19 protein-coding genes and 2 pseudogenes are annotated in these 25,074 nt (G+C 69.0%); 7 read left to right on the top strand and 14 right to left on the bottom strand.

The features are described 5' to 3' along the window. Positions 1 to 11: 11 nt before the first annotated feature. Genes RIF65_RS13920 through RIF65_RS13935 form a run of 4 tightly spaced genes read right to left on the bottom strand, consistent with a single transcriptional unit; the run spans position 12 to position 6,323 of the window. Complete coding sequence (locus RIF65_RS13920; protein WP_309064828.1) at positions 12 to 1,235, bottom strand: ATP-NAD kinase family protein; 1,224 nt, start codon at positions 1,233 to 1,235, stop codon at positions 12 to 14. Next, complete coding sequence (gene gcvPB / locus RIF65_RS13925; protein WP_309064829.1) at positions 1,232 to 2,845, bottom strand: aminomethyl-transferring glycine dehydrogenase subunit GcvPB; 1,614 nt, start codon at positions 2,843 to 2,845, stop codon at positions 1,232 to 1,234. The genes RIF65_RS13920 and gcvPB overlap by 4 nt, the downstream gene beginning before the upstream one ends. After that, complete coding sequence (gene gcvPA / locus RIF65_RS13930) at positions 2,842 to 4,239, bottom strand: aminomethyl-transferring glycine dehydrogenase subunit GcvPA (protein ID WP_309064830.1); 1,398 nt, start codon at positions 4,237 to 4,239, stop codon at positions 2,842 to 2,844. Before gcvPA ends, gcvPB begins: the two co-directional genes overlap by 4 nt. After that, positions 4,236 to 6,323, bottom strand: coding sequence for a beta-galactosidase (locus tag RIF65_RS13935; RefSeq protein WP_309064831.1), 2,088 nt, complete (start codon positions 6,321 to 6,323; stop codon positions 4,236 to 4,238). Before RIF65_RS13935 ends, gcvPA begins: the two co-directional genes overlap by 4 nt. Before the next feature lie 152 nt (positions 6,324 to 6,475). On the opposite strand from RIF65_RS13935, the gene RIF65_RS13940 reads away from it, so the two are divergent. Next, positions 6,476 to 7,129 carry a GntR family transcriptional regulator gene (locus tag RIF65_RS13940; RefSeq protein ID WP_309064832.1) on the top strand — a complete coding sequence of 218 codons (654 nt, stop codon included), beginning with the start codon at positions 6,476 to 6,478 and terminating at the stop codon, positions 7,127 to 7,129. 489 nt (positions 7,130 to 7,618) lie between these two features. Here RIF65_RS13940 and RIF65_RS13945 read toward each other — a convergent pair whose 3' ends face one another. The 8 genes from RIF65_RS13945 to RIF65_RS13980 all read right to left on the bottom strand — a co-directional run bounded on the left by RIF65_RS13945 (position 7,619) and on the right by RIF65_RS13980 (position 17,190). Then, complete coding sequence (locus RIF65_RS13945; protein ID WP_309064833.1) at positions 7,619 to 8,872, bottom strand: ATP-binding protein; 1,254 nt, start codon at positions 8,870 to 8,872, stop codon at positions 7,619 to 7,621. 159 nt (positions 8,873 to 9,031) lie between these two features. After that, positions 9,032 to 9,934: a carbohydrate ABC transporter permease gene (locus RIF65_RS13950; protein WP_309064834.1), complete on the bottom strand. Its 903-nt coding sequence runs from the start codon at positions 9,932 to 9,934 to the stop codon at positions 9,032 to 9,034. Beyond that, a complete protein-coding gene (locus RIF65_RS13955) occupies positions 9,931 to 10,821 on the bottom strand; it encodes a carbohydrate ABC transporter permease (protein WP_309064835.1) in 891 nt (296 codons plus the stop codon). The genes RIF65_RS13950 and RIF65_RS13955 overlap by 4 nt, the downstream gene beginning before the upstream one ends. Further along, a complete protein-coding gene (locus RIF65_RS13960) occupies positions 10,818 to 12,131 on the bottom strand; it encodes an ABC transporter substrate-binding protein (protein WP_309064836.1) in 1,314 nt (437 codons plus the stop codon). Before RIF65_RS13960 ends, RIF65_RS13955 begins: the two co-directional genes overlap by 4 nt. Positions 12,132 to 12,204: 73 nt before the next feature. Next, positions 12,205 to 13,974 (bottom strand): amylo-alpha-1,6-glucosidase, encoded by a 1,770-nt coding sequence (locus RIF65_RS13965; RefSeq protein ID WP_309064837.1) that lies wholly within the window; start codon positions 13,972 to 13,974, stop codon positions 12,205 to 12,207. After that, positions 13,974 to 14,915, bottom strand: coding sequence for a carbohydrate ABC transporter permease (locus RIF65_RS13970; RefSeq protein ID WP_309064838.1), 942 nt, complete (start codon positions 14,913 to 14,915; stop codon positions 13,974 to 13,976). The genes RIF65_RS13965 and RIF65_RS13970 overlap by 1 nt, the downstream gene beginning before the upstream one ends. Beyond that, positions 14,912 to 15,874 (bottom strand): carbohydrate ABC transporter permease, encoded by a 963-nt coding sequence (locus RIF65_RS13975; RefSeq protein WP_309064839.1) that lies wholly within the window; start codon positions 15,872 to 15,874, stop codon positions 14,912 to 14,914. The genes RIF65_RS13970 and RIF65_RS13975 overlap by 4 nt, the downstream gene beginning before the upstream one ends. Before the next feature lie 2 nt (positions 15,875 to 15,876). Further along, positions 15,877 to 17,190 (bottom strand): ABC transporter substrate-binding protein, encoded by a 1,314-nt coding sequence (locus RIF65_RS13980; RefSeq protein ID WP_309064840.1) that lies wholly within the window; start codon positions 17,188 to 17,190, stop codon positions 15,877 to 15,879. 349 nt (positions 17,191 to 17,539) lie between these two features. Here RIF65_RS13980 and RIF65_RS13985 point away from each other — a divergent pair, with 349 nt between their 5' ends. The 6 genes and pseudogenes from RIF65_RS13985 (at position 17,540) to RIF65_RS14010 (ending at position 24,004) form a co-directional block, all read left to right on the top strand. Further along, a complete protein-coding gene (locus RIF65_RS13985) occupies positions 17,540 to 18,475 on the top strand; it encodes a 2-hydroxyacid dehydrogenase (protein ID WP_309064841.1) in 936 nt (311 codons plus the stop codon). A 101-nt stretch (positions 18,476 to 18,576) separates the two neighbouring features. Continuing rightward, a complete protein-coding gene (locus tag RIF65_RS13990) occupies positions 18,577 to 20,238 on the top strand; it encodes a glycoside hydrolase family 13 protein (RefSeq protein WP_309064842.1) in 1,662 nt (553 codons plus the stop codon). A gap of 135 nt (positions 20,239 to 20,373) precedes the next feature. Next, positions 20,374 to 21,384, top strand: coding sequence for a LacI family DNA-binding transcriptional regulator (locus RIF65_RS13995; RefSeq protein WP_309064843.1), 1,011 nt, complete (start codon positions 20,374 to 20,376; stop codon positions 21,382 to 21,384). 36 nt (positions 21,385 to 21,420) lie between these two features. Next, the gene (locus RIF65_RS14000; RefSeq protein ID WP_309064844.1) at positions 21,421 to 22,887 is read left to right on the top strand and encodes an alanine/glycine:cation symporter family protein; all 1,467 of its coding nucleotides are present in this window, start codon (positions 21,421 to 21,423) and stop codon (positions 22,885 to 22,887) included. A gap of 250 nt (positions 22,888 to 23,137) precedes the next feature. Continuing rightward, positions 23,138 to 23,329: pseudogene (locus RIF65_RS14005) on the top strand (hypothetical protein); the annotation flags it as partial. Continuing rightward, positions 23,326 to 24,004, top strand: a pseudogene (locus RIF65_RS14010) (response regulator). The pseudogenes RIF65_RS14005 and RIF65_RS14010, both read left to right, overlap by 4 nt. 187 nt (positions 24,005 to 24,191) lie before the next feature. Here RIF65_RS14010 and RIF65_RS14015 read toward each other — a convergent pair. Beyond that, complete coding sequence (locus tag RIF65_RS14015; RefSeq protein WP_309064845.1) at positions 24,192 to 24,395, bottom strand: cold-shock protein; 204 nt, start codon at positions 24,393 to 24,395, stop codon at positions 24,192 to 24,194. A gap of 249 nt (positions 24,396 to 24,644) precedes the next feature. After that, positions 24,645 to 25,070, bottom strand: coding sequence for a hypothetical protein (locus RIF65_RS14020; protein ID WP_309064846.1), 426 nt, complete (start codon positions 25,068 to 25,070; stop codon positions 24,645 to 24,647). Positions 25,071 to 25,074: the final 4 nt, after the last annotated feature.

Below are 25,074 nucleotides of genomic sequence, written 5' to 3' on the forward strand. Positions count from 1 at the left end.
GGATGGCTGGTTCAGATGGGGAGTGTCTCGGGCGCCGCGACAGCGTACAGGCTGGTGGACGCCGTGCCCGTGATGACGCGGATGTGCCCGGCGAGCCGGGCGTCGAGGTCGGGATCGCCGGTGTCGACGAGGAGGGGGCGTCCGGCGAGGTCGAGCAGTTTCTGCTCCGGCGCCACGGCGATGAGCGGGTCGTCGCCGAGCGCGCGGAGGACCGCGGCCGACAACTGCTGGTTGCCGCGACCGAGCAGGAACCCCTGCCCTCCGATGACCGTCACGACGGCCTGCGCCGGGCCGGCCCCCACCTCAGCGAGCAGTTCGCTCTCGCTGGCCTCGCGCCGGACGATCGCACCGTCGAGCACGACGTCCACGCCCAGGGGGGACTTCTCCAGACCGAGCTGCCTGGCGATCTCGGCGGTCGTGCCGCCGGGCCCGAGCAGATAGCGCACACCCGACTGCATGGCGGCGACGACTCCTCGTGCCGCGGCCGCGACAGCGGCCGCCTCGGAGGCCGGTGTCGCCGCTTTTCGCGCTTGGGTGCGACCGACCCGGTACGGTACGCGCAGCATTCCGAACAGCTGCGGATCGACGCGGGCGCGGCGCATGGCGGCCTCGTCGACGTCGAGCACCTCCCGGTCCGCGGTCGGAAGCCCACCCTCCGCGACCCAGTCGGCCGCGAGCGCCCCTGCGGCGCGGGGGCTCACCGCGAACACGGGCGAGTACATCTTCACGCCGCACGGGATGCCGAGCACCGCCGGCCGGTGTTCACAACTCAGGAGCGATGAGGCAGGGAGCCCCCGATCCAGTCCGTCCGCGGCCGGAACAGCCGATTCTTCCTGAGTTGTGAACGCCGCGGCGCCGAGACCCGCCGCGGCGTCGCGCAGCGTTCCGTCCCCACCGGCGACGAGGATCAACGTCGCCCCCGCCGCTGCGACCGCGGCGACGGCGCGGGACGCGTCCGCGCCGGTGGTCACGGTGAGCGCGGCGGCGGCGTGCACCACGCTCGGGGTCAGGCCCGCGGCGCGCACGGCGTCCGCCCCCATCGCCCCTGCCGCGGTGACGACGACGAGACCCGGATGCCGCTGCGCGAGCACCCCGAGCGTTGCGGCCGTCCGTTCCTGCACGCGCGACCGCGCGCCGCGCGCCTGAGCGCGCCGCTGCACGTCCGCGCCGTCGGAGCCGGCAAGGCCCGCGGGCCCGCCGACTCCGGCGACAGGGTTGACGACCAGGCCGATCACGCGGCGCCGGCCCCCTCGAGCGCCGGCTGCACGGCGTCCGCCCTGAACTCGCCGAAGTACTTGCGGCGATAGGCGCGCCAGGTGATCGCCCAGCGCTCCGGGTCGTCGAGGTCGTCGTGGTGCGTGTGGTGCACGGTCTGGTTGTGCGGTGCCGTGCGGACCAGTTCCGGGTTCTGCCGCGCCTCCTGTGCCACGGTGGCGAGCGCCGTCACGTACTCGTCGATCTCCGCCTTCGAATAGCACTCGGTGGGCTCGAGCGTGAACGGCTGCGGCACGATGTACGGGTGGTGGCTGGTCCAGTAGTGGAAGCCGTAGTCGGCCATGCGGATGCCGATCTCCTCCGACGTGATGCCGGTCTCCTCGAACAACTCCTGCCACGAGTAGCGCACCTGCTCGATGCGCCGGCGCCCGGTGGCGTAGGGCGCGGAGGCACCGGGGATCTCGAGCACCTTCTTCAGCAGGTAGTTGTTGTTCAGCACTGCGATCTGCGACGCGGCGAGCAGGCCCTCGGCGCCCAGCGCCATGATCCACGCGTAGGCGCGTACCACGTGCAGGATGACGCCGTGCGCGGGCGCGACGTGACCGATCGACAGCTCGCCCGGCCCGCGCACGACGAACCGGTCGTCCACCTGTTCGACCCTCGGGCCGGGGAGGAACGGAGCGAGCTCGGCGGTGACGGCGTTGGCTGCCGCGCCGGGGCCGCCGCTGCCGTGCGGGGCGGAGAACGTCTTGTGCAGGTTGAACTGGCAGACGTCGAACCCGGCGTCGCGGGCGCGGGTGATGCCGAGGATGCCGGCGGCGTTCGCCTGGTCGTACGAGGCGAGGGCGCCCACGGCGTGCGCCGCGTCGACCCACTCCTTGATCGCCGGGTTGTAGATGCCGGTGTCCTCGGGGTTGGTCACCATGATCGCCGCGGTGCGCTCGGACAGCGCCGCCTTGAGCGCGCCGAGGTCGGGGTACCCGTCGGCATCCGGGTAGATGGTGATGACCTTGTAGCCGGCGACCTTCGCGGCTGCGGCGTTGGACGGGTGGCTGAAGATCGTGGTGATGACCTCGTCGCGCTGTTCCCCCTCACCGCGCGACTCGTGATACGCACGGATCATGGCGATGTTCGTCCAGATGCCCGCCGATCCGCCGGGGGAGGCCAGCGAGACGGCATCCATTCCGGAGATCTCGGCCATCAGCCGCTCCAGGCGCCAGATCAGTTCGAGGGCGCCCTGCGTGTCGGCAGGGTCCTGCGCGGGGTGCAGTGCGCGCAGCTGCGGCACCTCGATGAGCTGGTCGTTGATCTTGGGCGAGTACTTGATGGTGCAGGTGCCCTGGCCGATGTCGACGTTCAGGTCGGAGCCGAGGTTCTCCTGTGACAGCCGCAGGTAGTGCTTGAGCACCCGCATCTGCGCGATCTCGGGCAGCGCGGGCGGCGCGGGGCGGCGCATCCCCTCGGGCAGGGAGGCAAGGACATCACCGACGGCATCGCGCACAGCGGGCTCGACGGCGGGCACCGCGATGCCGCGCTCGCCCGGCGTGGACAGTTCGAAGACGATCGGTTCGTTCCAGCTCGCCTGGTGGAAGCGGCGGGGACCGGTGGTGGGGGCGATGGGCAGGCTCACTTCGACTCCTTCGTGATGTCGGCGGTCGCGCCGGGTGTGCCGAGCGCGGCGGCGAGCGCGTGCGCCAGTCGGTCGATGTCAGTGGCGGACGTGGTGTCGGTGACGCAGACGAGCAGAGTCTGCTCGTCGACGACGACGCCCGGTTCGATGCCCTGGCCACGCAGAGCCGTGACGACGTCGGCGGCCCGCATGTCTGAGAAAGTGAGGGTGAACTCGCGTAGGTGCAGCGCGTCGTCGCCCAGCTCGATGCCGGGGATGGCGGCGAGCCTCTGCTGCGCGTAGCGGGTGCGGGCCAGGAGCAGTTCGCCCAGCTCCGCCATTCCGGTGGGTCCCATGAGCGACAGGTACACGCCTGCGGCGATGCCCCACAGCGCGGCCGCTGTGCCGACCCACTCCTTGCCGTCCTCGCGCTGTGCGAACGACGTGCGCTCGTAGGCCACGTCGCCGAAGCCGTACTCCCCCGGCACGTCGGTGGCCTCGAGTCCGAACAGACGCGACGGCATCTCCATCACGAAGCGCGGGTCGTCGTGCACGGCGATGAAGCCGGCGTGGGCGCCGCCGAACCACTGGTGCAGGCCGAGAGACTGGATGTCCCCTGTGACGATGTCGGCTCCCTGCAGTGCGGGCGGGGTGAGTACGCCATACCCGATCGGATCCGTGCCGACCACGACGACAGCTCCCACGGCGTGGGCCGCCTCAGCGATCTCGGCGAGCCGCGTCTCGACGGCGCCGGTGGCGCTCGGTGTCTCGATCCATACGGCGGCGACCTCGTCGTCGAGGCGGTGCTGCAGCGCCGCGAGGTCTGCGGTGCCGCCGGCCGGTGCGAGCTGCTCGATGTCCAGGTCGGTGCGGATGTAGTCGTGCACCTTCGACAGCTTCTCCGGAAGCACGTCGCTGAGCGCCAGCACCCGCCGACGGCCGGTCAGCCGGCCGGCCATCGCCAGGCCGGTGGCCGTGGCCTGGTAGCCGTCGTACGTGGGCACGTTGACGACATCCATCGCCAGCAATTCCGCCATCAGCGACTGGTACTCGAACAGGGCCTGGAACCGGCCGTGGTCCTCGTACGGCTCTCCGGCGTAGGCGGTGAGGAACTCGCTACGGCGGATCACCTCGTCGACGACGGCCGGCACGTGATGGTTGTACGTCCCAGCTCCGAGGAAGCTCAGCCGCTCCTCAGTGGAGCGGTTCTTCGCGAGGATGCCGCGGACGTGGCGCGCCAGGTCGTGCTCGGCGGGCAACGGCTCCGGCAGATCGAGTGCCCGTCGCAGGCGCAGCTCCTCCGGCACGTCGATGTAGAAGTCCTCGACGGACTCCGCGCCGACCGCGTCGAGCATGGCCTGCTTGACGTCGGGCGCGGTGTTGGGGATGTATGGATGCACGAACGTCGGCGTCATGCTCGCTCCTTCGCGGATGGGGTGGTCACGGTGATGAACGGGACGGATGCCGCGCGCGGCGACACGACGACGGCAACGCCGAAGGCACCGAGCTCGACGCGGTCGGCGACCTCGTTCCCGGAGAGGAGGTCGACTCCGGATGCCGGCAGCGAGAACGCGACCGGCTCGGTGCCGTGGTTGAGGAGGAAGGTGTAGTCGGTGTTGTCGTCGGCGCGGGTGACGGCCTCCGCGTCGACGCAGGCCTCATCACGGGCGGGCAGCCCCGAGCAGCGCAGGATGTCGCGGAACACCGTCAGCAGGCCGTCGTGCTCCAGCTTTGCGCTGATGTACCAGGCCGAGCCCTCACCGCTGGGGCGGCGGGTGATCGCCGGCAGCCCTTCGAGCACGCCGGAGGCGTAGCGTCCGCGGACCTCCACGTCGGCATCCGCCTCGATCCATTCGGCCCAATGCGGGACCTTGAGCAGGCGGCCGGCGTAGTCGATGCGCTCGGCGAGCCCGTCGGCGAGCGGCCACTGCTCGTCGACCTCCACCCCGAGCAGTCGGCGCAGCGGGCCCGGGGCGCCCCCGTCGTGCACCTTCTCGGTGGCGTCGACGACGCCCGAGAAGGGGCCCACCACGAGGTTGCCGCCGCGCTCCACGAACACGCACAACGCGTCGGCCTGTGGCCGCTCGACGATGTACAGGTTAGGAACGACCACGAGGTCGTAGCCGTCGAATGGTCCGGTGGCGCGCACGGTGTCGACCGCGTGGCCGAGCGAGTAGAGGGCCCGATGCCACGCTCTGGCCTGCTGCGCCCATTGCAGGCGCTGCGACGGCAGCGACTCGACGGCGCTGGAACCCCACCAGGAATCCCAGTCGACGACCAGGGCGACACGTGAGCGCACCCGCGTGCCGCGCACCGCCTCGAGGCGCTTGAGCTCGTTGCCGAGTGCCTTCGTCTCCTGGAAGCTGCGCGAACGCTCACCGCGGTGACCCAGCATCGACGAGTGGAACTTCTCCTGGCCGTACTTCGCCTGCCGCCACTGGAAGAACATCACCGCGTCCGAGCCGTGCGCGACAGCCTGCAGGCTCTCCACCCGGATCTTTCCGGGGGCCTTCGGCACGTTCACGTCCCGCCAGCTGGTCGCGCTCACCGACGACTCCAGCAGCAGCCACGGTCGGCCGCCCTTGAGGGAGCGCATGAGCCCGTAGTTCAGCGCCGCGCCGACGTGCGACGTCGGGTCGGCCGGGTCCGGGTAGGCGTCGTCGGTGACGACGTCCTCACGCTCGGCGAAGTCCCAGTAGTCCAAGTCGCGGAACATGCTCATGAAGTTCGTGGTCACGGCGATGTCGGGGGTGACCTCGCGGAGCACGTCGATCTCGATCTGGAACAGCTCCAGCAGGGCGTCGGAGCTGAACCGCTCGAAATCGAGCAGTTTGGTCGGGTTGATCGGCCCGGGGGCCTTCCTCGGCGTCTCGATGTGATCCCACGACGTGTAGCGCTGACCCCACACGTTGACGCCCCACGCTTCGTTCAGGCCGTCGAGGTCGCCATAGCGGTCCTGCAGCCAGCGGCGGAAGTGCTTCGCCGACTCCGGGCACCAGCATCGCGAGGTGTGGTCGCCGTACTCGTTCGAGATGTGCCACATCGCGAGTCCGGGGTGCGCGCCGTAGCGCTCGGCCATCGCCCGTGTCATCCGCTCGACGTTCTCGCGCCAGATCGGCGACGACGGGCAATAGGTCTGACGGGAGCCGAACTCGAGACGGTGCCCCTCGGCATCCCACGGCGCCATCTCGGGGTGGGCGCGCAGCAGCCACGATGGCGGGGTCGCGGTGGCTGTCGCGAGGTCGATGCGGATGCCGTTGTCATGCAGCAGATCGAGGATGCGATCGAGCCAGCGCCAGTCGTACACCCCCGGCTCAGGTTCCAGCTGCGGCCAGCTGAAGATCGGCAGGCTCACCATCGTGACCCCGGCTTCCTTCATGAGGCGGATGTCCTCGTGCCAGGTCTCCTCGGACCACTGGTCGGGGTTGTAGTCTCCGCCGAAGGCGAGGCAGTCGATGCGGACGGGGCGGATGCGGTCGTCGTCGCGGGATGCGGCCACGAAGGCTCCTCTCTGAGTCTGCTGGGATGCCGGATCACTGCCGCCCGCCTCTGGCGCGGAGGCGCTGTCCTTTGTATTCTGTATACACAGCGTAAGTCACTCGCCGCGAGGTCGTCAACCCATAGGCTTGCGCTTGTCCAGAAGGGGATGCCATGGCAATCGAACGCAAGAACCTCCGATCGCAAGTCCGCGAGGAGCTTCTCGCGCGGATGCGGTCGGGGCAGGCGCAGCCGGGGCAGAGCATCAACGAGGTACAGCTGGCCGCAGAGCTCGGCGTGAGCCGAACGCCGCTGCGCGAGGCGCTCATCGCCCTGGAGTCCGAGGGACAGATCACCAGTGAGAACGGAAAGGGATTCCGTTTCGTACCGCTGTCCGCAGACGAGTTCGAGGAACTCGCTCCCGTCATGGCCGCCCTTGAGAGCCTGGCGCTGGAGCTCTCACCGGTGGACGAGCTGCGTCGCATCGGCGGGCGCCTGGCGGAGCTGGCCGACGCATTCGCCGAGGAACTGGTCGAGCACCGGCTGATCATCACCAAGGACGACGAATGGCACTCGATCATGCTGTCGGCCTGTCCGAACCGTCGGCTGCTCGACGTGATCGAGAACGTCCGCAGCGCCTTCCACCGCTATGAGTCGCTGCTGGTCCCCGAGGACGTCAAGGTCGAACGCGTCGCCGCCGAGCACGGCGAGATCGCCCGTCACCTGAAGGCGGGCGACGTTCCCGGCGCGATCGAGGCGCTCAAGATCAACTGGACGCACGGCATGCGGCGCATCCTCGACAACGCGTCGAGCCCGTACTTCGGCTGAACTCGACGCGCCCCGGTCGTTGAGCGAGCGAAGCGAGACGAAACGGCCGGAGGCACTGCGGCGGTTCGTGTCGGAGGCATCCGCCGCGCTTACTTCAACTCCGAGGCTCAGGTCGTCCCCGCCGGACGCCAAGCACCGTTGGCAATCACATGTCCTGAACCGCGGAGAATCTTTCCTGTAGCGTCGCCCTCGAGGACCATGTATCGCCTTGGGCACCTCATGTCATGAGCAAACGCCCCGAGCATAGTAACCACGCGGACGACATCTGCTTCCCAGCGACTCTTAGATTCAACGTGCAAAGATCACTACTCTCGCCGCCCCAATCCTTCGGAACGTTGAACTCGTGAAGCAACCCAGCGATCGCGCCCTTTACCACAGATTCTTCAGTCAGAACTTTGATACTCAGGAACAACGGAGTAAGCGTGAGGTCCACGACGCGAGCATAGCCAAAACTGCCACCCGGGTGCTTTGCGCCTCACAGGTTGTAGGTCAGATGGGTGCCCAGAGCGCGTCCATCGGTACAGCGGTGATCCGCTCCCCCACGGCGACCGACGCTGGGCCGGTGTGCAAAACGTAGCCGGCGACGAAACGATCGCCGAGCCGATCACGTAGGATGCTGAGCCCAGCCGCATCTTTCGCCCGAACCGTCGCGGCTGCCTTGATCTCGATGCCCACGACCTGGCCGTCAGGTGCTTCGAGCACCGCATCGACCTCGACGCCACGACTGTCCCGATAGTGGTGCAGCGACGCCCGACGGTCGGCCCAGGTCAGCTGCCTGCGCAGTTCGCCGACGACGAAGCACTCCAGAAGCTGACCCGACAGCGGCGCAGTCGGAGTGAGTTGCGCAGCGGACACACCCAGCAGACTGGCGGCCAATCCCGAGTCGACCGGGAAGACCTTCGGCTGCTTCACCTCGCGAGACGTGAGGTTCACGGCCCAAGCGGGAAGGGTATGCGTCAGGTAGAGGGTGTCCAGTAGCGCCGCGTACGGGTCGAGCGTCCGCCGGGGGATACCGGAATCCGCTGCGAGCGATGTCCACACCATCGTGCTGCCCATGCGCGCCGCGATCAGCCGCAAGAGTCTGGGAAGGTCCGCGAGGCGCTGCAGACCGGAGACGTCGGGGGCGTCTCGCCTCACGATCTGCGAGACGTAGGCGTCGTACCAATCACTCCGCCTTCGCGAAGAAGAGCGATGCAACGCCTCGGGATAGCCTCCGGCGACGGCCCGTTCGAGGTAGTCCTCACGGACGAGGGCACTCGAATGCCGGGCAAGGGAATCCGGTGCGAACGCAAGATCGACGAAGGACCCCACGGAGGCCGCGAGCTCACGCTGGCTCAGCGGATGGAGGTCGACCCGCTCCGCCCGTCCCGCTAGCGACTCGTGCGTCGATGAGAGGTCGAGCAGGTTCGCCGACCCCGTGACGAGAAAACGCCCAGGCCGCTTATCCCGATCCACCGAGGCTTTGAGTGCCACCACGAGTTCCGGTGCTCGCTGCAGTTCGTCGATCAGAAGCATGCCCTCCGGCGCCTGCTCCACGAATCCTGCGGGATCCGCGCGGGCGAAGTCGAGTGACGCAGGATCATCCAGAGTGACGGCCAGTCCCGCACGGTCGGCGAGCACCTGTTCGGCCAACGTGGACTTCCCGACCTGTCTCGCGCCTTGGATCACGACGATCCGCGTGTCGGCGAGCGCGTCCTCCACACGCGGACGCGCCAGTCGCTGGATGAGTGGCTCATCGATCATCCGCTCAGGTTATCGCGTGGCTCGCCGTTTCACCAGTAGCTGCTCGCCGTTTTACCATTAACTTCTCGCCGTTTCACCATTAGCTCCTCGCCGCTTTATCACCATCAGCTCGCCGTTTCACCACCATCTGCGGCATCCGATACCGCCCACGCGCATCGCTCACCCCTTCACGGCGCCGCCCAGCAGGCCGGACACGAACTGCTTCTGGAACACCAGGAACAGCAGCATGAGGGGCAGTGTCGCGAGCAGCGAGCCGAGCATGAGACCGGAGTAGTCAACCCGGCTCATCCCGATCATCGTGTTCAGGGCGACGGGCACGGTGTAGTTCTCCTCGGTGTTCAGCATGAGCAGCGGCCAGATGAACGAGTTCCACTGGCTGATGAACGTGTAGATCACCAGCGCGGCGATCTGCGGCTTCGCCACCGGCAGCACGATCCGGTAGAACGTCCTCAGCTCCGATGCGCCGTCGATGCGCGCAGCCTCGATCAGGCTGGGCGGGAAGTCCAGGAACCCCTGGCGCATCAGGAAGATGCCGAACGCGTTGGCGAGGAACGGCAGGACGACCGCCTGGTAAGTGTCGATCCAGCCCAGCCCGGCCATGATCTGGAACAGCGGCACGAGCAGCACCTGCATCGGGATCATCATCGTCACCAGCACCGCGCCGAGCAGGATGCCGCGGCCGCGGAACCGGTAGGTCGCCAGGCCGTAGCCGCACAGGATGCTGACCAGCGAGCTGAACACCGTGTAGACCACCGCGAGCCCCAGGCTGTTGAGCATGACCCGGCTGAACCCGATGCGCTCCTCGAGACGGGCGAGGTTCTCCCACAGCTGATCGCCGGGCAGCACCGGCAGCGGCGTGCCGAACAGCGCCGAGGTCGGATGCGTCGACGCGACGACCATCCATAGGAACGGCAGGATCGCCACCGCCGAGGCGATGACGAGCAGGGCATAAAGCGGCAGCCGCGCGAGGCGCCGGCGGATGCCGTCCTCACCCGCTCCGCGGCTGACGGTGTCCCGCGGGTCCCGGCCGGTGACGATCGCCCTGGTGGCCAGCTGGGTCATGGCTTCTCCCTCATCACGCGGAACTGCACGATCGCGATGATCGCGGTGAGCAGGACGAGCATCCACGCGATCGCGGACGCGTAGCCGAAGTCGAACTGCCGGAATCCGACCTTGTACAGATACAGCACCGGCGTGAGGGTCGCGTCGTTCGGTCCCCCGCCGGTGAGGATGAAGTTCTCGTCGAACAGCTGCAGGGCTCCGATCGTCGACGTGACGCCGGTGAAGATGAGCACCGGGCGCAGCTGCGGGAGGATGACATGCCAGAAGGTCTGCCAGCGATTCGCACCGTCGATCCGTGCCGCCTCGTACAGCTCGGCGGGAATGGACTGCAGGCCGGCGAGGATGATCACCATGTTGTATCCGGTCCACCGCCAGGTGACCGCGGCGATCACGGCCACCCGCGCCCACCACTCGTTGTTGAGCCAGTCGACCGCGGCGATACCGACCAGCCCGAGCAGCTGGTTCACCGCTCCGCCGTCGGTGGCCAGCAGCACGCGGAACACCACGGCGTACGCCACGAGCGTCGTCACGGCGGGAAGGAAGGTCAGCAGGCGGAACCCCGCCCGGAACCGCAGCCAGGACTGGTTCAGCAGGTACGCCAGCCCCACGGCGAGCGCCATCATCAGCGGGACCTGCACGATGAGGATCAGCCCGGCGTTGAAAAGGCTTTTCGCGACGAGCGGATCGGCGAGCAGCCGCTGGTACTGCGCTGCGCCGACGAAGCTCGTCACGCCGGCGTCCGTGCTGGTGAGGCTCTGCCAGAGGGACGCGACCAGTGGGTAGGCGAAGAAGACGGCGAGCAGGCCCGCGGCGGGCAGGACGAACCAGCGTCCCGCCCGGCCCGGATCCGTCCCGCGCGAGCGCCGACGGGATGCGAGCAGGGTCATTGCGCGATGTCGCGTCCGGTCGACGTGGCCAGCTGCTTCGCGGCATCCGCCAGCGCCTTCTTCGCGTCGGCGCCGTTCAGCACCACTGCGCTGACCGTGTTGGCGATGACGTCCGACGCCTCGGCGCTGTCGGCGGTGTATACGATCGGCGGGATCTCGCCGGTCAGTTCCGCGAACACCTCGTACACCGGCTGGCCGCCGAAGTACTCCACCGGCTCCGAGAACTGCTCGTCCTGCAACGCGGGCAGGTACGACGGGAACAGGCCCTCGTTCTGCATCATGGACGCCTGGTTTCCGGCATCCGCCAGCGCGAACTCGACGAAAGCGGCGGCCAGCTGCGGGTTCTTCGCCTGGGCGGGAACCGCGAGGCCGGAGCCGCCGTTGTTCGAGGTGTGCGCGCCGCCCTCGTCGAACGCGGGGAGCGGCAGCACGCCGTACTTGCCCGCGTGCTCCGCCGCGTCGCCCTGCAGCGTGCCGATCCACCACACGGCCTCCGCGGTGACGGCGGAGTCGCCGTCCTTGGCGGAGGTGACGCGGCCGTCCCAGCCGCGGACGTTCTTCAGGAGACCGGCGTCGTTGAGGTCCTTGAGCAGGGTCAGCACACGCTCCGCCTCGGGAGAGGCGATGGCGATGTCGCCGTTCTCGTCGAAGAGACCCTTGCCGAGCTGCTGCAGCAGCATCTGGAAGCCACCACCGGCGGAGAGGTCCAGCGACAGCAGCGTGTGACCGGTCTTGTTCTTGACCGTCCTCCCGAGCTCGACGAGCTCGTCCCACGTGTCGGCGGCTTCGATGTCGACGCCGGCCTGCTCGATGATGTCGGTGCGGTAGTACAGCGCCACCGTCCCGGAGTCCCATGGCGCGATGCGCAGCGCTCCCTCGGCATCCGAACCGGCCGCCCACTTGAACGGGTCGAAGTCTGCCTCGGCGTCGCCCAGCACCGGCGTGAGGTCCAGCATTCCGTCGGGGAACTGCGTGATGTAGCCGGCGGCCTGGTCGGTCTCGATGGTCACGACGTCGGGCAGCCCGGTGCCGGCCTGGAACCCCACGGACATCTTGTCGTACGCGTTGTCGTACCCGACGTCGACGACGTTCACCGTGGTGCCGTCGTGCTTCTTCTCGAATTCCTTCGCCAGCCGCTCCAGGGCGACGGCGCCCACGTCCCACGACCAGACGGTGATCTCGCCCGCGAGCTTCGCATCCGGGTCGAGCGCGGTGTCCTTCTTCGCGGCCGGGACACCGCCGGTGGCGCAGCCGGCGAGAACGACCGCCGCGATGGCGGTCGCCGTGGCGAGAGCGAGATGCTTCTTCATGTGACTCCTTCGTCGATCTGAATATTGAATACAAGGCGTGGTCGCACGGATGCCGGATCCGCCCGCGCCGGGGTCAGCTCAGCGCCACCGCCAGGTCGAGGAACAGCGCGGCAGACCATCCGAACGCCGTCGTGGCGCGTTCGGCCTTCCTGCCGGTGTGCGGGTTGAAGTACTCGTGGGGACCGCCCCCGTGAACGACGAGCCCGACCGTCTGCTCGCGGAGTTCGCGGGCGCGCTCGGGAAAGCCCGACGCCTCGAGTCCTTCCGCCACGAGCACGTTGGTGTTGATCCACACCGGGCCGCGCCACATCCGCTCGGGCGAGAAATCGGGATCGGACGCCGCCACCGTGGGAAGCCCCCAGGTCAGCGCGAAGCGGGCCGGGTCGTCGACGGCCTCGCGCAGCGCATCGCGGATGCCCGCGGGCAAGCTCCCCGTGAGCAGCGGCATGAGCCCGACGATCGTGTCGGATCGGATCTCCTCGCCGGCGCCGCGCGCGACGAAGCGGCCGTCGCCGGCATCCCACAGGCCGAGCAGCAGCCGCTCCGTGCGCTCGGCGCGTGCGAGGAACGGCGCGCTGTCGGCATCCGGACGGTACCGGCGGAGCAGGGCCGCGATTTCGCGGTCCTGCCGCACGAGGTAGGCGCCGAGGTCGGGCGCGGTGGTCGGGATCGGTCCGTCGAAGATCGGGCTGTCGTCCAGGCCCGACGAGTACGGATGCCCGTACTCCGGCATCCCGTCACCGTCGAGATCGGAGCCGGAGAACCACCAGTCCTGCGAGCGGATCACCCGGTCGAGCTGGGCGCGCGCCCAGTCCGGGGCGTCCTCGGCGTCGAGCACCTTGCGCAGCGCCCACGCGGCGAGCGGCGGCTTGGTCAGCGGCACCGGCGCGTCGGGGTCGGCGATCTGCGACCCGGCACGGCGCAACGTGGCGCGGTCGCTCTCCGGCAGGTCGTCGCTGGTGGCGAGCACCCCCTCCTCGTGCACGACATCGGGCAGCTGCCCGTCCTCACGCGCGAAGCGGAAAGCGAGCTGGAGCTGCTCGCGGGCCAGGGCCGGGTCGCCGTGCCGCAGCCCCACCGCGATGAAGTACGCGTCCCACTGCCACAGGCCGACGTAACCGATCTTCGACGGCACCACGGCCCTGGCGCCGCCGAGGGAGGGCAGTTCGACGATGTTGGCCCCGAGCACCCACCAGCAGAAGGCGGCCATCTGCTGCAGGTCGTCGCGCACCCGGGGGCACCGGCCGAGCCAGTCATCCCAGAGCGCCTCGGTCGCATCGAGCGCCGCGGGGTGGTCGCCGGGCTCCACTGCGACAGAGCGGTCGGCACCGACGCGCAAGCGGATGCCAGTCGGTGTGAGCGCATGCTCCTCAACGCGCCCGTCCGGGTGACGCAGGAGGACTCGCGCGCCCTCGACGCCGGCGATGCTGAGCGCCGAGGGGCCGTCGAAGGTGAGGGACGCGGAGGCCTCGGTCGTTGAGCGAGCGAAGCGAGACGAACCGCCCTGACCAGGTGAAAGCGTTTCGTCTCGCTCCGCTTCGCGGTGCTCGCTCAACGACCGGGACACTTCGGCGTGCTCGCTCGACGACCGGAGAACATCGGAGAACGCGATCCGGTGCGGGAGCACATCGGCCACCGGGAGCGCGGCGCCGTCGGCATCCGTCACCACGACCGCATCCAGCACGCGGCAGTCGCTCAGCCGCTTCTCGTACTCCGAGGTGTGCACGCGTACGCCGGCACCGTCCTCGGAGCGGAGCACGAGCACGCGGGAGCGCGGCAGCGTGAACGGCGCGGCGACCAGGTCGATATGGCGCCCCACGAGGGAGGCGAGGACGTCGGCCATCAGCGCCCTCCGAGTCCCGAGGCGGCCATGCTGTTCAGGATCTTGCGCTGCCCGATGACGAACACGATCAGCATAGGCACTGTCGCGATGGCGGATGCCGCCATGACGAGGCCGTAATTGACCGATCCGTGCTGTCCTTCGAATGCGTTCAGCAGCAGCGGCACCGTGAACAGCTCCGGGGAGTTCAACAGCACCAGCGGGAACAGGAACGCGTTCCAGACGCCCAGCGCGGTGATGATCGCGAGCGCGGCGAGGCCGGGCCGCAGGTTCGGCAGCACGATGCTGAAGAAGATCCGCAGACGGCCGGCGCCGTCGACGAGAGCCGCCTCTTCGAGCTCCTTGGGCAGCGACAGCACGAACTGGCGCATCAGGAACACGGCGAACGGGTTCGCGATCATGCCGGGCACGATCAGCGCCAGGTGCGAGTCCACCCAGCCGAGATTCGACATCAGCAGGTAGAACGGGATCAGCGTCACCTGCGCGGGGATCATCTGCGTCGCGAGGAACACGATGAACAGCGTGCGGCTGCCCCTGAACCGGATGCGCGCGAACGCGTAGCCGGCCATCGATGCGGTGATGAGCGTTCCCGTCACGACGAGCGCGGTGATGTAGATGCTGTTCAGGTAGGCCTGCCCGAACGGCACGGCGTTCCACGCCGCGGCGTAGTTCTCGACGGTCCAGGGGTTGGGCAGGAACTCGAGGGGGTTCTGCAGCAGCTGCGGCAGCGTCTTGAGCGACGTCAGCAGCATCCAGATGAACGGGAACACCATCGAGACGCCAGCGACGATGAGCAGAGCGTGCAGCGCGACGGCCCCGGCGCGCCGGCGCGGCGCCCCGCCGGGACGGCCGCGACGGGTGCCCGGCGCGACGATGGCCACCGTGGAGTCGGTCGACGGTGCGTGACGATCGCCGGTGAGCGGGGGCGTGCTGAGCTGAGTCATGCGGGATCGTCCTCGTAGTGCACGAACTTCTTCTGGGCCGCGAATTGGATCGCGGTGATGAGCAGCGTCAGCGCGAGCAGGATGATGCTGGCCGCGCTCGACGGACCGAACTCGAAGCGCCCGAAGCCCAGATCGTAGATGTGGTAGACGATGGTGCGGGTCGCGTGGTCGGGGCCGCCGCCTGATACCAGCACGTACACGATGTCGAAGGTCTGCAACGACGAGATGAACGCGATCACCGACGAGAAGAACACGATCGGCGACAGCAGGGGAAGGCGGATGCTGAACAGCAGCCGTACGGCGCCCGCGCCGTCGATGCGGGCAGCCTCGATCACCGACGGCGAGATGTTCTGGAGCCCGGCGAGGAATATCACCACGTTCAGCCCCAGCGACGACCAGACCGTGACGATGCACACCGCGAGCAGCGCCAAGCGCGGATCCTGCAGCCAGTTCGGCGGCTCGATGCCGAACGTGTTCGCGATGGCGGTGGACAGCACGCCGTCCACCCGGAACATCTGCTGCCAGATCATCGCGATGGCGACCGTCGCGGTGACGACCGGCGAGAAGAACAGCACCAGGTACAGCGCGCGCGTCTTCAGCCGCTCGAGAGCGACGGCGACGACGATGGCCAGCCCGAGGCCGATGGGCACCGTGATCGCGGCGATCGCCAGGGTGTTCAGGATGGAGCGCAGCAGCAGCGGGTCCTGCAGCTGGTAGGCGAAGTTGTCGAAGCCCACCCAGGTGAGGTCCGTGAGACCGTCCCAGCTGGCGAACGCCAGCACGAGGCTCGCCACGAACGGCAGCACCACGAAAAGGGCCATGCCCACGAGCTGGGGGCCGACGAACACGTATCCCCAGCGCCGGTCGCGGCGTCGCCAGGCGGCTTCCTTGCGGAGGGGCGGCGCGGATGGCGCAGGGGTCTCCTGCGCCATCCGTGCCGTGCCGGTGAGCTGGGTCACGCTTACTTCTCCGAACGGTCCTCGACGAGCGCGGCGATCGCGTCGAGCGTCTGCTGCGCGTCCGCCTTGCCCTCGTACAGCTTCTGGAACTCCTCGCTCACCGCCACGGGCAGGCCTGGGACCCTGGCCTCGGCGGGGTAGTCCTCGAAGCCGATGTCCCGCATGTCGAGGAAGGTCTGCGCGTGTGCGGGGTAGTCGTCCTCGAGCACGACCTCGTCGGCGCCCTTGATTGACGGGACAGCGTTGCCGCCGCCCTGCAGACGGAACTTCTGGCCCTCGGCGGAGAGGAACTCGGTCCAGAACGTGAACGCGGCGTCCTTCACCTCGGTCTTGCCGTTGATCGCCAGGAACGAGGTGGCCACACCCGTCGGGGCCGGCTCGCCGTCCGGCGTCGGCCAGTGCACGATGTCGTAGGAGTCCTGTACGCCGGCCGAGGTGAGAGTGCCGATCGTGTAGCGGCCCTGGGCGAAGAAGCCGGCCTTGTGGGTGACGAATACGCTGTCGGCGCCCGCGCCGTCGGGCAGGGTGTCGGCGACGACGAACGTGCCGTTCTGGAACAGCTCGCCGAACTGCTCGACCGCCGCGACGGCGTCCGGGTTCTCGTGCGCGACGAACTCGCCGCTGTCGTCGTACGGCGCGTCGACGCCCTGGGACGACAGCCAACTCCAGTGCGTGGCCCAGTAGTTCCAGTACATGGAGCCGGTCAGCCCGGCGTCGTGCAGCTTCTGGTTCATCTCGAGGAACTTGTCCGTCGTCCATTCGCCGTTCTCGGCGAGCGTGGCCGGATCCTCGGTGATGCCCGCCGTCTTCAGTGCCTCCTTGTCGTACCAGAGCGCGTCTGGGTTGGAGTCGTTGGGTGCGGCGTAGATCTCGCCGCCCTTCTCGGCGGCCCCGAAGAGCCCGGGGAAGAAGTCGTCGGGCTTCGTCTTGCTGGCATCCGACTCCATCAGCTCGGTGAGCGGCATCAACCGCTTCGAGTCGACGAACTGGCCGATCATGTCGTCCCCGACGTAGAACACGTCCGGCGCGGTGTTGCTGGTGAGCTGGGCGAGGAGCTTCGAGTGGTAGTCGCCGTAACCGGCGACGGGCTGCAGCTTCACCTTGATGTCGGGGTGGCGCTTCATGAAGTCCTTGTTGAACTCCTCGTACCGGGTCAGTTCCTCCGGGGTGCCCCAGGTCGACCAGACCACGGTGGCCTTGCCGTCGGCGTCCACCCCTCCGCCGCCTCCGCCGCTGCCGCTGCAGGCGACCAGGCCGAGCGACAGCGCGCCGACGGCGGCTGCTGCGAGATACTTCCGGGGGTTCGAGTGCGGCATGTCCGCTACCTCTTTCGTCGTTGGAAGAGCTTTCATCTTGGGAGCCGGAATCCGGCGCAGGGAACAATCGTATTCTGTATACAGAACGCAGTTGTGTCAACCCATCTGGTGTTCGAATCGCTTGAATGGCTGTGAAACCGGGCGAAACCGAGCCATTCACGCGATTCGAAAACAATCAGGCGATCCCGCCGCCGTCGGCGGGCGTTCAGAACTCAGGAGACATGGGGCCTGGGCCTCGGAATCCGGGCCGTCGCCGGCCGAATCGGGCGATTTCTCCTGAGTTGTGAACGCGGCGGCACGGAGACACCGCGGCGCATGGGCGCCCCACGCTCGGGGTTAGTCTCGAAGCGTGAGCATCCTTGTCACCGTCCCCACCGACCGTCTCGCCGAGAACCTGGGCGCGCTGCCCGCCGGCGTCGAACTGACCGTCTGGGACATGGGCTCACCGCCGCCGGCTGAGCGCATCGACATCGTCGTGCCGCCGTACATGGGCGGGCCGCAGGTGCTGGAACGCCTCGAGGGCCTCGACATCCGCCTCGTGCAGGGCCAGTCGATCGGCTACGACGGCGTCGCCGAGCACCTCCCCTCCGGGATGACGTTCGCGAACGCGGCCAGCGTTCATGAGACCTCGACGGCCGAGCTCGCGCTGGCGCTCATGCTGGCGGCACAGCGGCAGATCCCGCGCTTCGTCCTCGCGCAGCAGCGCGGCGAATGGTCGCCGCGGTTCGGACCCAGTCTCGCCGACCGTCGCGTGCTCCTCGTCGGCTTCGGCGGGGTGGGCACCGCCATCGCCCGCCGGCTCGCGCCGTTCGAGGTGGAGATCTCCGCTGTCGCGCGCACCGCCCGCACCGAGCGGGTCGACGGCGTCGGCGACGTCACCGTCCACGGCACCCACGAGCTGCCCGATCTGCTCGCCGACGCGGACATCGTGGTGCTCAGCCTGCCGGGTGGCGACGAGACACGGCACCTTTTCGACGCGGCGATGCTGTCCCGCCTCGCCGACGGCGCCCTGCTCGTCAACGTCGGCCGCGGCGGGCTGATCGACACCGATGCGCTGCTGGCCGAGCTCACCACCGGGCGCATCCGCGCGGCCCTGGACGTCTTCGAGGACGAGCCCCTCCCCGCCGGTCATCCGCTCTGGCAGGCGCCCAACCTGCTGATCAGCCCGCACATGGGCGGCGCCTCGACCGCCATGAACCCGAGGATCGCCCGCCTGATCCGGCGTCAGATAGAGCGGATGCTGGAAGGCGAGCCGCCCGTGAACGTCGTGCTGCCGGCATCCTGACCCGTCGGCGGCGGCTGGGGCGCTTCGACAGGCTCAGCGGCCGAGCACGCTCAAGACCTCGATGGAACGCAGACTGTAAGCGTTTGCAGTAGCCTGATCGCATGGCACAGCTCGAACAGTCCGCAGCCCCCGGTTCCGAGTGGTGGCGCACGGCCGTCATCTATCAGATCTACCCCCGCTCCTTCGCCGACGCCTCGGGCGACGGCATCGGCGACCTGCCCGGTGTCACCGCCCGGCTGGACGCCCTGAAGGAGCTGGGCGTCGACGCGATCTGGCTGAGCCCGTTCATGACGAGCCCGCAGAAGGACGCCGGCTACGACGTGGCCGACTACCGCGACGTCGACCCCTTGTTCGGGACGCTGGCGGACTTCGACGAGATGCTCGCGCAGGCGCACGCCCGCGGCATCCGCGTCATCGTCGATCTCGTCCCCAACCACTCCTCCGACCAGCACCGCTGGTTCCAGGAGGCGCTGAAGGCGGGCCCCGGCAGCAAGGAACGCGCCCGTTACGTGTTCCGCGACGGCCGCGGCAAGAACGGCGAACTGCCCCCGAACAACTGGGAGAGCGTGTTCGGCGGTCCGATGTGGGACCGCGTCACCGAGCCGGACGGCACCCCTGGCCAGTGGTACCTGCACATCTTCGACGCCACGCAGCCCGACTTCGACTGGACGAACGAGGAGGTCAAGGAGGAGTTCCGCGCGGTGCTGCGCTTCTGGCTCGACCGCGGCGTCGACGGCTTCCGGGTCGACGTGGCGCACGGCATGGTCAAGGAGGCGGGCCTGCCGGACTACGCGCCCGTCGCGGACGCCGACTCGATGGGCGGCGGCGAGGAGAACGTGCCCTACTGGGGACAGGACGGCGTGCACGACATCTACCGTGACTGGCATCAGGTGCTCGCCGAGTACGACGGCGACCGTGCGCTGTGCGGCGAGGCATGGCTGCCGACGCTCGAGAAGACGGCCCTGTGGGTGCGCCCCGGCGAGATGCATCAGACGTTCAACTTCCCCTACCTGATGACCCCGTGGGATGCGGACGCGCTGCGCGACGTCATCCGGCGCTCGCTCGACGCGTTCGGCGGTGTCGGCGCGCCCAGCACCTGGGTGCTGTCGAACCACGACGTGGTGCGGCACGCCTCCCGACTCGCTCTCACCGCCGACAACCCGCAGGGCGAGGGCATCGGGCCGAAGTCCAAGGGCAAGCCCGACCCCGTCGTCGGGCTCGCACGTGCCCGCGCCGCGACCACGCTCATGCTCGCCCTGCCCGGATCCGCGTACCTGTATCAGGGTGAGGAGCTCGGCCTTCCGGAAGCGATGGAGATCCCCGACGAGTTCCGGCAGGACCCGACCTGGTTCCGCACCGAGGGCAAGCGCTACGGCCGGGACGGATGCCGCGTGCCGCTGCCCTGGAACGCCGACGCCCCGGCGTTCGGGTTCAACGACACCGGCGCGTCCTGGCTGCCGCAGCCGACCGAGTGGGCGTCGTACGCGCGCGACGCCGAGGAGGCCGACCCGGCCTCGACGCTGAACCTGTACAAGGCGCTGATCCGCCTGCGCCGCGAGCACGGGTTCGGCACCGGCAGCCTGGTCTGGGAGGATCGGGGAGCGGATGCCGTGGCGTTCCGTCGCGGTGACATCCACGTCGTCGCGAACCTGGGCGCGCGGCCGCTCGAGCTCGGGGACCGCGTGGAGTTCATCGTGCAGAGCCGGCCGTTCGATGGCACGACCCTGCCTGTCGACACCGCCGCCTGGTTCCGCACAGCCTGACCCACGCAGCGCACGCGCACACGCACACGCACACGCACACGACACGATGAGACTTCTCTTTCAGCATGAGACGGCACGACAGACGGCCTGTCTCATGCTGAAAGAGAAGTCTCGCGGGGAAGAGGGAGCAACGACATGGTGAGCATCGACGAGGTCGCCAAGCTCGCGGGCGTCTCCACGGCGACGGTGTCGCGTGCGCTCAGCGGCCGCGGGCACGTGTCCGCGGCGTCCCGCGAGCGGGTGCGCGTGGCCGCCGACGCCCTGGGCTACGTCGTCTCGTCGAGGGCCTCCAGCCTGGCATCCGGTCGTACCCGCAACGTCGGAGTGATCGTGCCGTTCCTCGATCGGTGGTTCTTCAGCACGGTCCTGTCCGGAGTCTCGAGTGCGCTGATGCGCGCCGGATACGACATCACCCTGTACAACATCACCGCCGACGCCGACGTGCGCAGGGAGGTCTTCGCGACCTTCCTGCGCCGTCAGCGGGTGGATGCCGTCATCGCCGTCTCCATCGAGCTCGACGACGACGAGACGCAGCAGCTCGCTGACCTCGGGCTGCCCGTGATCGCGATCGGCGGACCGAACCCGAGCCTGAAGACGTTGACGGTCGACGACACCGGCATGGCCCGGCTCGCCACGCAGCACCTGCTCGGGCTCGGGCACCGCGACATCGCGCACATCGGCGCCAGCCCGGAGTTCGACCTGGACTTCCACATCCCCACCCAGCGCCGGCTCGGCTTCGAGCAGGCGCTGGAGGATGCCGGGATCGCCGCGAACCCGGCCTTCCTCGAGCCCGGTGACTTCAGCGTCGACGGCGGTTTCCGCGCCGCGAAACAGTTGCTCGGCCGGCCCGGCCCCCGCCCGACGGCGATCTTCGCCGCGTCGGACGAGATGGCGATCGGCGCGATCCTCGCCGCCCGCGACCTCGGCTTCCAGGTGCCCCGCGACCTGTCGGTGATCGGGATCGACGGCCACGAACTGGGCGAGTTCTTCCAGCTGTCGACCGTCGACCAGTTCCCGATGGCGCAGGGCGAGCGTGCGGCGCACGCGATCCTCGCCCAGCTCGAGGACGACGCGGATGCCGGAACGCCCGGCGCCGGCGCGCTGCCGTTCGAGCTGATCGTGCGGGGATCGACGGCGCGGGTCTGACTGCGGCCGCGATCGGCTGCCGTCATACTGGGTGCCATGGAAGCCCTCAACGACTTCGTGCTCTTCGCCGGCGACAAGCTGTGGACGTGGGCCGTGTTCCCGATCCTCGTCGTCCTCGGCATCTACTTCACGCTGCGCTCGGGGGTGGTGCAGTTCCGGATGATCCCGGAGATGTTCCGCACTCTCACCGACCGCACCCCGACGGATGCCGACGGCCGGCCGCAATCGGTGTCGGCGTTCCAGGCGTTCACGATCTCCGCGGCATCCCGGGTCGGCGTCGGCAACATCGCCGGGGTCGGCACGGCGATCGCGATCGGCGGCCCCGGCGCGGTGTTCTGGATGTGGACGATGGCCTTCGTCGGCGGCGCGGCGAGCTTCATCGAGTCCACGCTGGGCCAGACGTTCAAGGTGCGCGACAAGGACGGGTTCCGCGGTGGGCCCGCCTATTACATGCAGCACGGGCTGAAGGCGCGCTGGATGGGGATCCTGTTCGCCATCGTTCTGATCCTGTGCTTCCCCCTGTCGTTCAACTCGCTGCAGGCCAACACGATCAGCGCCACGGTGTCGGGCAGCTTCGGCGGCGAGGTCGCCTGGATCCCCTGGGTGGTCGGCGCGGCCCTCGCCGCGCTGACGGCGCTCGTCATCTTCGGCGGCGTGCGGCGCATCGCGTCGGTCTCGCAGGCCGTGGTGCCGCTCATGGCGCTGCTGTACCTCATCATCGGGCTGATCGTGGTCGGTATGAACATCGAGCGGCTGCCCGAGGTGTTCGCGTCGATCTACACCCAGGCGTTCGGTTTCAACGAGGTCGTCGGCGCCGCCCTGGGCACCATCGTGATGATCGGCGCCAAGCGGGGCATGTTCTCGAACGAGGCCGGACTCGGCTCGGCCCCGAACGCCGGCGCGACCGCCGCCGTCACCCACCCGGTCAAGCAGGGTCTGGTGCAGACGCTCGGGGTGTACTTCGACACGTTCCTGGTCTGCTCGATCACTGCGTTCATCGTGCTCGTCGCCACCCCCGACCTGTCGAACGCCGAACAGGGCATCGTCCTCACGCAGAACGCGCTGGTGACGTCGCTCGGCACCTGGTCGAACGTCGCGCTCAGCGTGATCATCTTCCTGCTGGCGTTCAGTTCGATTCTGGGCAACTACTACTACGGCGAGTCGAACATCGAGTTCATCAACGCCCGGCCGGCGGTGCTCACCGCTTACCGCGCCGTGGTCGTCGCCGTCGTCTTCCTCGGCTCGATCGCCTCGGCCGACCTGATCTGGAACACGGCGGACGGCATCATGGGGGTCATGGCGATCATCAACCTCGTCGCCATCGCCCTGCTCTCCGGTGTGGCGTTCAAGCTGCTGCGCGACTACTCCGACCAGCGCCGGGCGGGCCTCGACCCGATCTTCACTCAGGCGCGGATGCCGGAGGTCACCGGCATCCAGTGCTGGGAGGACGAGCTGTCGGTGACCGGACCCGTGCCGGTGACCGCGCGCCCCGCGCGCGGCTGACGCCCGGGCGCGCGGGCGGTCGGCGCGCAGCGCGGGAGCCGAAATCAGGTCCAGACGCCTTCCCACCGGACTTCCGCTCCCATGCTGGCTCGCCCCGCACCCCGCACACCGCACCCGACCGGCGTGAGGATTCCGTGAGGACCGGCCCGACGGCGTAGGGATTCCGTCAGATCCGGCCGGCCGTGTCCGGGCGCGCGTAGCGTCGTCCGCCGTGGACGCCGGAGATCTCTCCGAAGCCCCGCAGCTCGCGAAGCGGCTGATGATCGGCGACAACACCACAGGGCTCGGACTCGGGCTCGCCCTGTCCAAGGGGTTCACCGAGGGCATGGGCGGCACCCTCACGCCGGAGGACACCGACGGAGGAGGGCTCACCATGGTCGTGTCGCTGCCGCTCGCGGCATCCGCTCAACCGACCACGGGCGGTACGGAGGCGACCGCGTGAGGCTGCTCATCGCCGACGACGACCCCCAGCTGGTGCGCGCGGCGCATCACCCTCGCCGCGCACGGGTACGACGTCGTCGCCGCCGCGGACGGCGCCGCTGCCATCACGATGGCGGCGCAGACGCACCCCGACATCATTCTGCTCGACCTGGGCATGCCGCGGCTCGACGGGGTGGAGGTGATCCACGCGCTGCGCGGCTGGACGCGCGCGCCGATCCTGGTCGTGTCGGGCCGCACCGGCTCGGCGGGCAAGGTGGACGCGCTGGATGCCGGTGCCGACGACTTCGTCACGAAGCCGTTCCAGGTGGACGAGCTGCTGGCCCGGCTGCGCGCGCTCGCTCGGCGGGCGGCGCCCGAACCGGTCGTCGGCGAGGCCGTCGTGCGGTTCGGCGATGTGGTGGTGGACCTCGCCGCACGGCTGGTCACGAGAAGCGGCTCGCCGGTGCACCTCACCCCGACCGAGTGGCGGATGCTGGAGCACCTGTGCCGGCATCCGGGCGCACTGGTGACGCGGCACGAACTGCTGCGGGAGATCTGGGGCACCGACCAGGTGTCGGACTCGGGTTACCTGCGGCTGTACATGTCACAGCCGCGCAAGAAGCTGGAGCGCGAGCCCAGCGCTCCCGCGCACCTGCTCACAGAGGCGGGCATGGGCTACCGGCTCGTGCTGGGGTGACCGCGGCCGCGCTGCGGGGCGCACGGGCGGCGGCAGTGCCCCAGCATGGGAGCCGAAGTCGGGTGCGGAGCCCTTCCCACCGGACTTAGGATCCCATGCCGGCAGCCGCGCGGGGCGCGCCGCCGGAAACGCGAAACCGGCCGGAGCCACGAGGGCTCCGGCCGGTTCGAGTCGCAGTGCGCTGCGCTCAGAGCGCGCGGATGTTCGCTGCCTGCATGCCCTTGGGGCCACGCTCGGGGTCGAACTCGACCTTCTGGTTCTCGGTCAGCTCCTTGAAGCCCGACCCGGCGATCGCCGAGAAGTGGGCGAACAGGTCGTCGGAACCGTCATCGGGAGCGATGAAGCCGAAGCCCTTTTCGGAGTTGAACCATTTCACAGTGCCAGTGGCCATGTGTTTCTTCTTTCTGTTGATCTGGCCGTTTTCACGGCCTTTGGCGCCGCATCGGTACGTCCGATGGGCACGTATGGGGAAGTGGGGGGACATCCGAGTCGAGCACGATGTGCGGAAGAGGCGGATGGGAATCGGGGCCGCACACGACGCGGTACCAGTCGCGGGCCGGAATGAAAGCCTCCGGTTTCGGAGGGACATGTCACCGTACCACGCCCACCTGCGAAAGCGCCTGGGTGCCTCGAAATCGACTCACTGCGCCAGAACGGATGCCAGATACTCGGCATCCCGCCCGGCGCCGCCGATGAGCGTCGAGGTCAGCCCGAACTGGAAGGGCAGCCCGAGGAAGAACAGGCCAGGGACGCCGGTGGAGACGCCGCGCTCGTGCGCGGGGAGACCGCGGCCGTCCAGCTCCAGCCCGTCGATCCAGTCCAGCGCGGGCCGATAGCCGGTCGCCCACAGCACGCCGTCGCACTCGATCACCCCGCCGTCCGCCAGCTGCGGGAGGCCGTCCGACGCGCCGGTCAGCCGTGGCGCCCGCTCCGCTCCCACCTCGTCGAGGTCGCGCGCGGTGATCCCGATGAGTGGAGCCGCTGCGAACGGCACCTTCTGCGCGGCCTTCCTCCCCACCGGCGTCGCCCGGGTGAGCACGCGGTGCAGCAGCGCGAACCACGCCACGCCG

Source organism: Microbacterium sp. (assembly GCF_031180975.1).
GTDB lineage: Bacteria > Actinomycetota > Actinomycetes > Actinomycetales > Microbacteriaceae > Microbacterium.

Excerpts from the sequence above, each read along its gene's own strand:
- RIF65_RS13960 (WP_309064836.1), bottom strand. The coding sequence starts at position 12,131 with ATGAAGAAGCATCTCGCTCTCGCCACGGCGACCGCCATCGCGGCGGTC.
- RIF65_RS13940 (WP_309064832.1), top strand. The coding sequence starts at position 6,476 with ATGGCAATCGAACGCAAGAACCTCCGATCGCAAGTCCGCGAGGAGCTT.
- RIF65_RS13990 (WP_309064842.1), top strand. The coding sequence starts at position 18,577 with ATGGCACAGCTCGAACAGTCCGCAGCCCCCGGTTCCGAGTGGTGGCGC.
- RIF65_RS13980 (WP_309064840.1), bottom strand. The coding sequence starts at position 17,190 with ATGCCGCACTCGAACCCCCGGAAGTATCTCGCAGCAGCCGCCGTCGGC.
- RIF65_RS13995 (WP_309064843.1), top strand. The coding sequence starts at position 20,374 with ATGGTGAGCATCGACGAGGTCGCCAAGCTCGCGGGCGTCTCCACGGCG.
- RIF65_RS13955 (WP_309064835.1), bottom strand. The coding sequence starts at position 10,821 with ATGACCCTGCTCGCATCCCGTCGGCGCTCGCGCGGGACGGATCCGGGC.
- RIF65_RS13970 (WP_309064838.1), bottom strand. The coding sequence starts at position 14,915 with ATGACTCAGCTCAGCACGCCCCCGCTCACCGGCGATCGTCACGCACCG.
- RIF65_RS13950 (WP_309064834.1), bottom strand. The coding sequence starts at position 9,934 with ATGACCCAGCTGGCCACCAGGGCGATCGTCACCGGCCGGGACCCGCGG.
- RIF65_RS14015 (WP_309064845.1), bottom strand. The coding sequence starts at position 24,395 with ATGGCCACTGGCACTGTGAAATGGTTCAACTCCGAAAAGGGCTTCGGC.
- gcvPA (WP_309064830.1), bottom strand. The coding sequence starts at position 4,239 with ATGACGCCGACGTTCGTGCATCCATACATCCCCAACACCGCGCCCGAC.
- RIF65_RS14000 (WP_309064844.1), top strand. The coding sequence starts at position 21,421 with ATGGAAGCCCTCAACGACTTCGTGCTCTTCGCCGGCGACAAGCTGTGG.
- RIF65_RS13965 (WP_309064837.1), bottom strand. The coding sequence starts at position 13,974 with ATGGCCGACGTCCTCGCCTCCCTCGTGGGGCGCCATATCGACCTGGTC.
- RIF65_RS13945 (WP_309064833.1), bottom strand. The coding sequence starts at position 8,872 with ATGATCGATGAGCCACTCATCCAGCGACTGGCGCGTCCGCGTGTGGAG.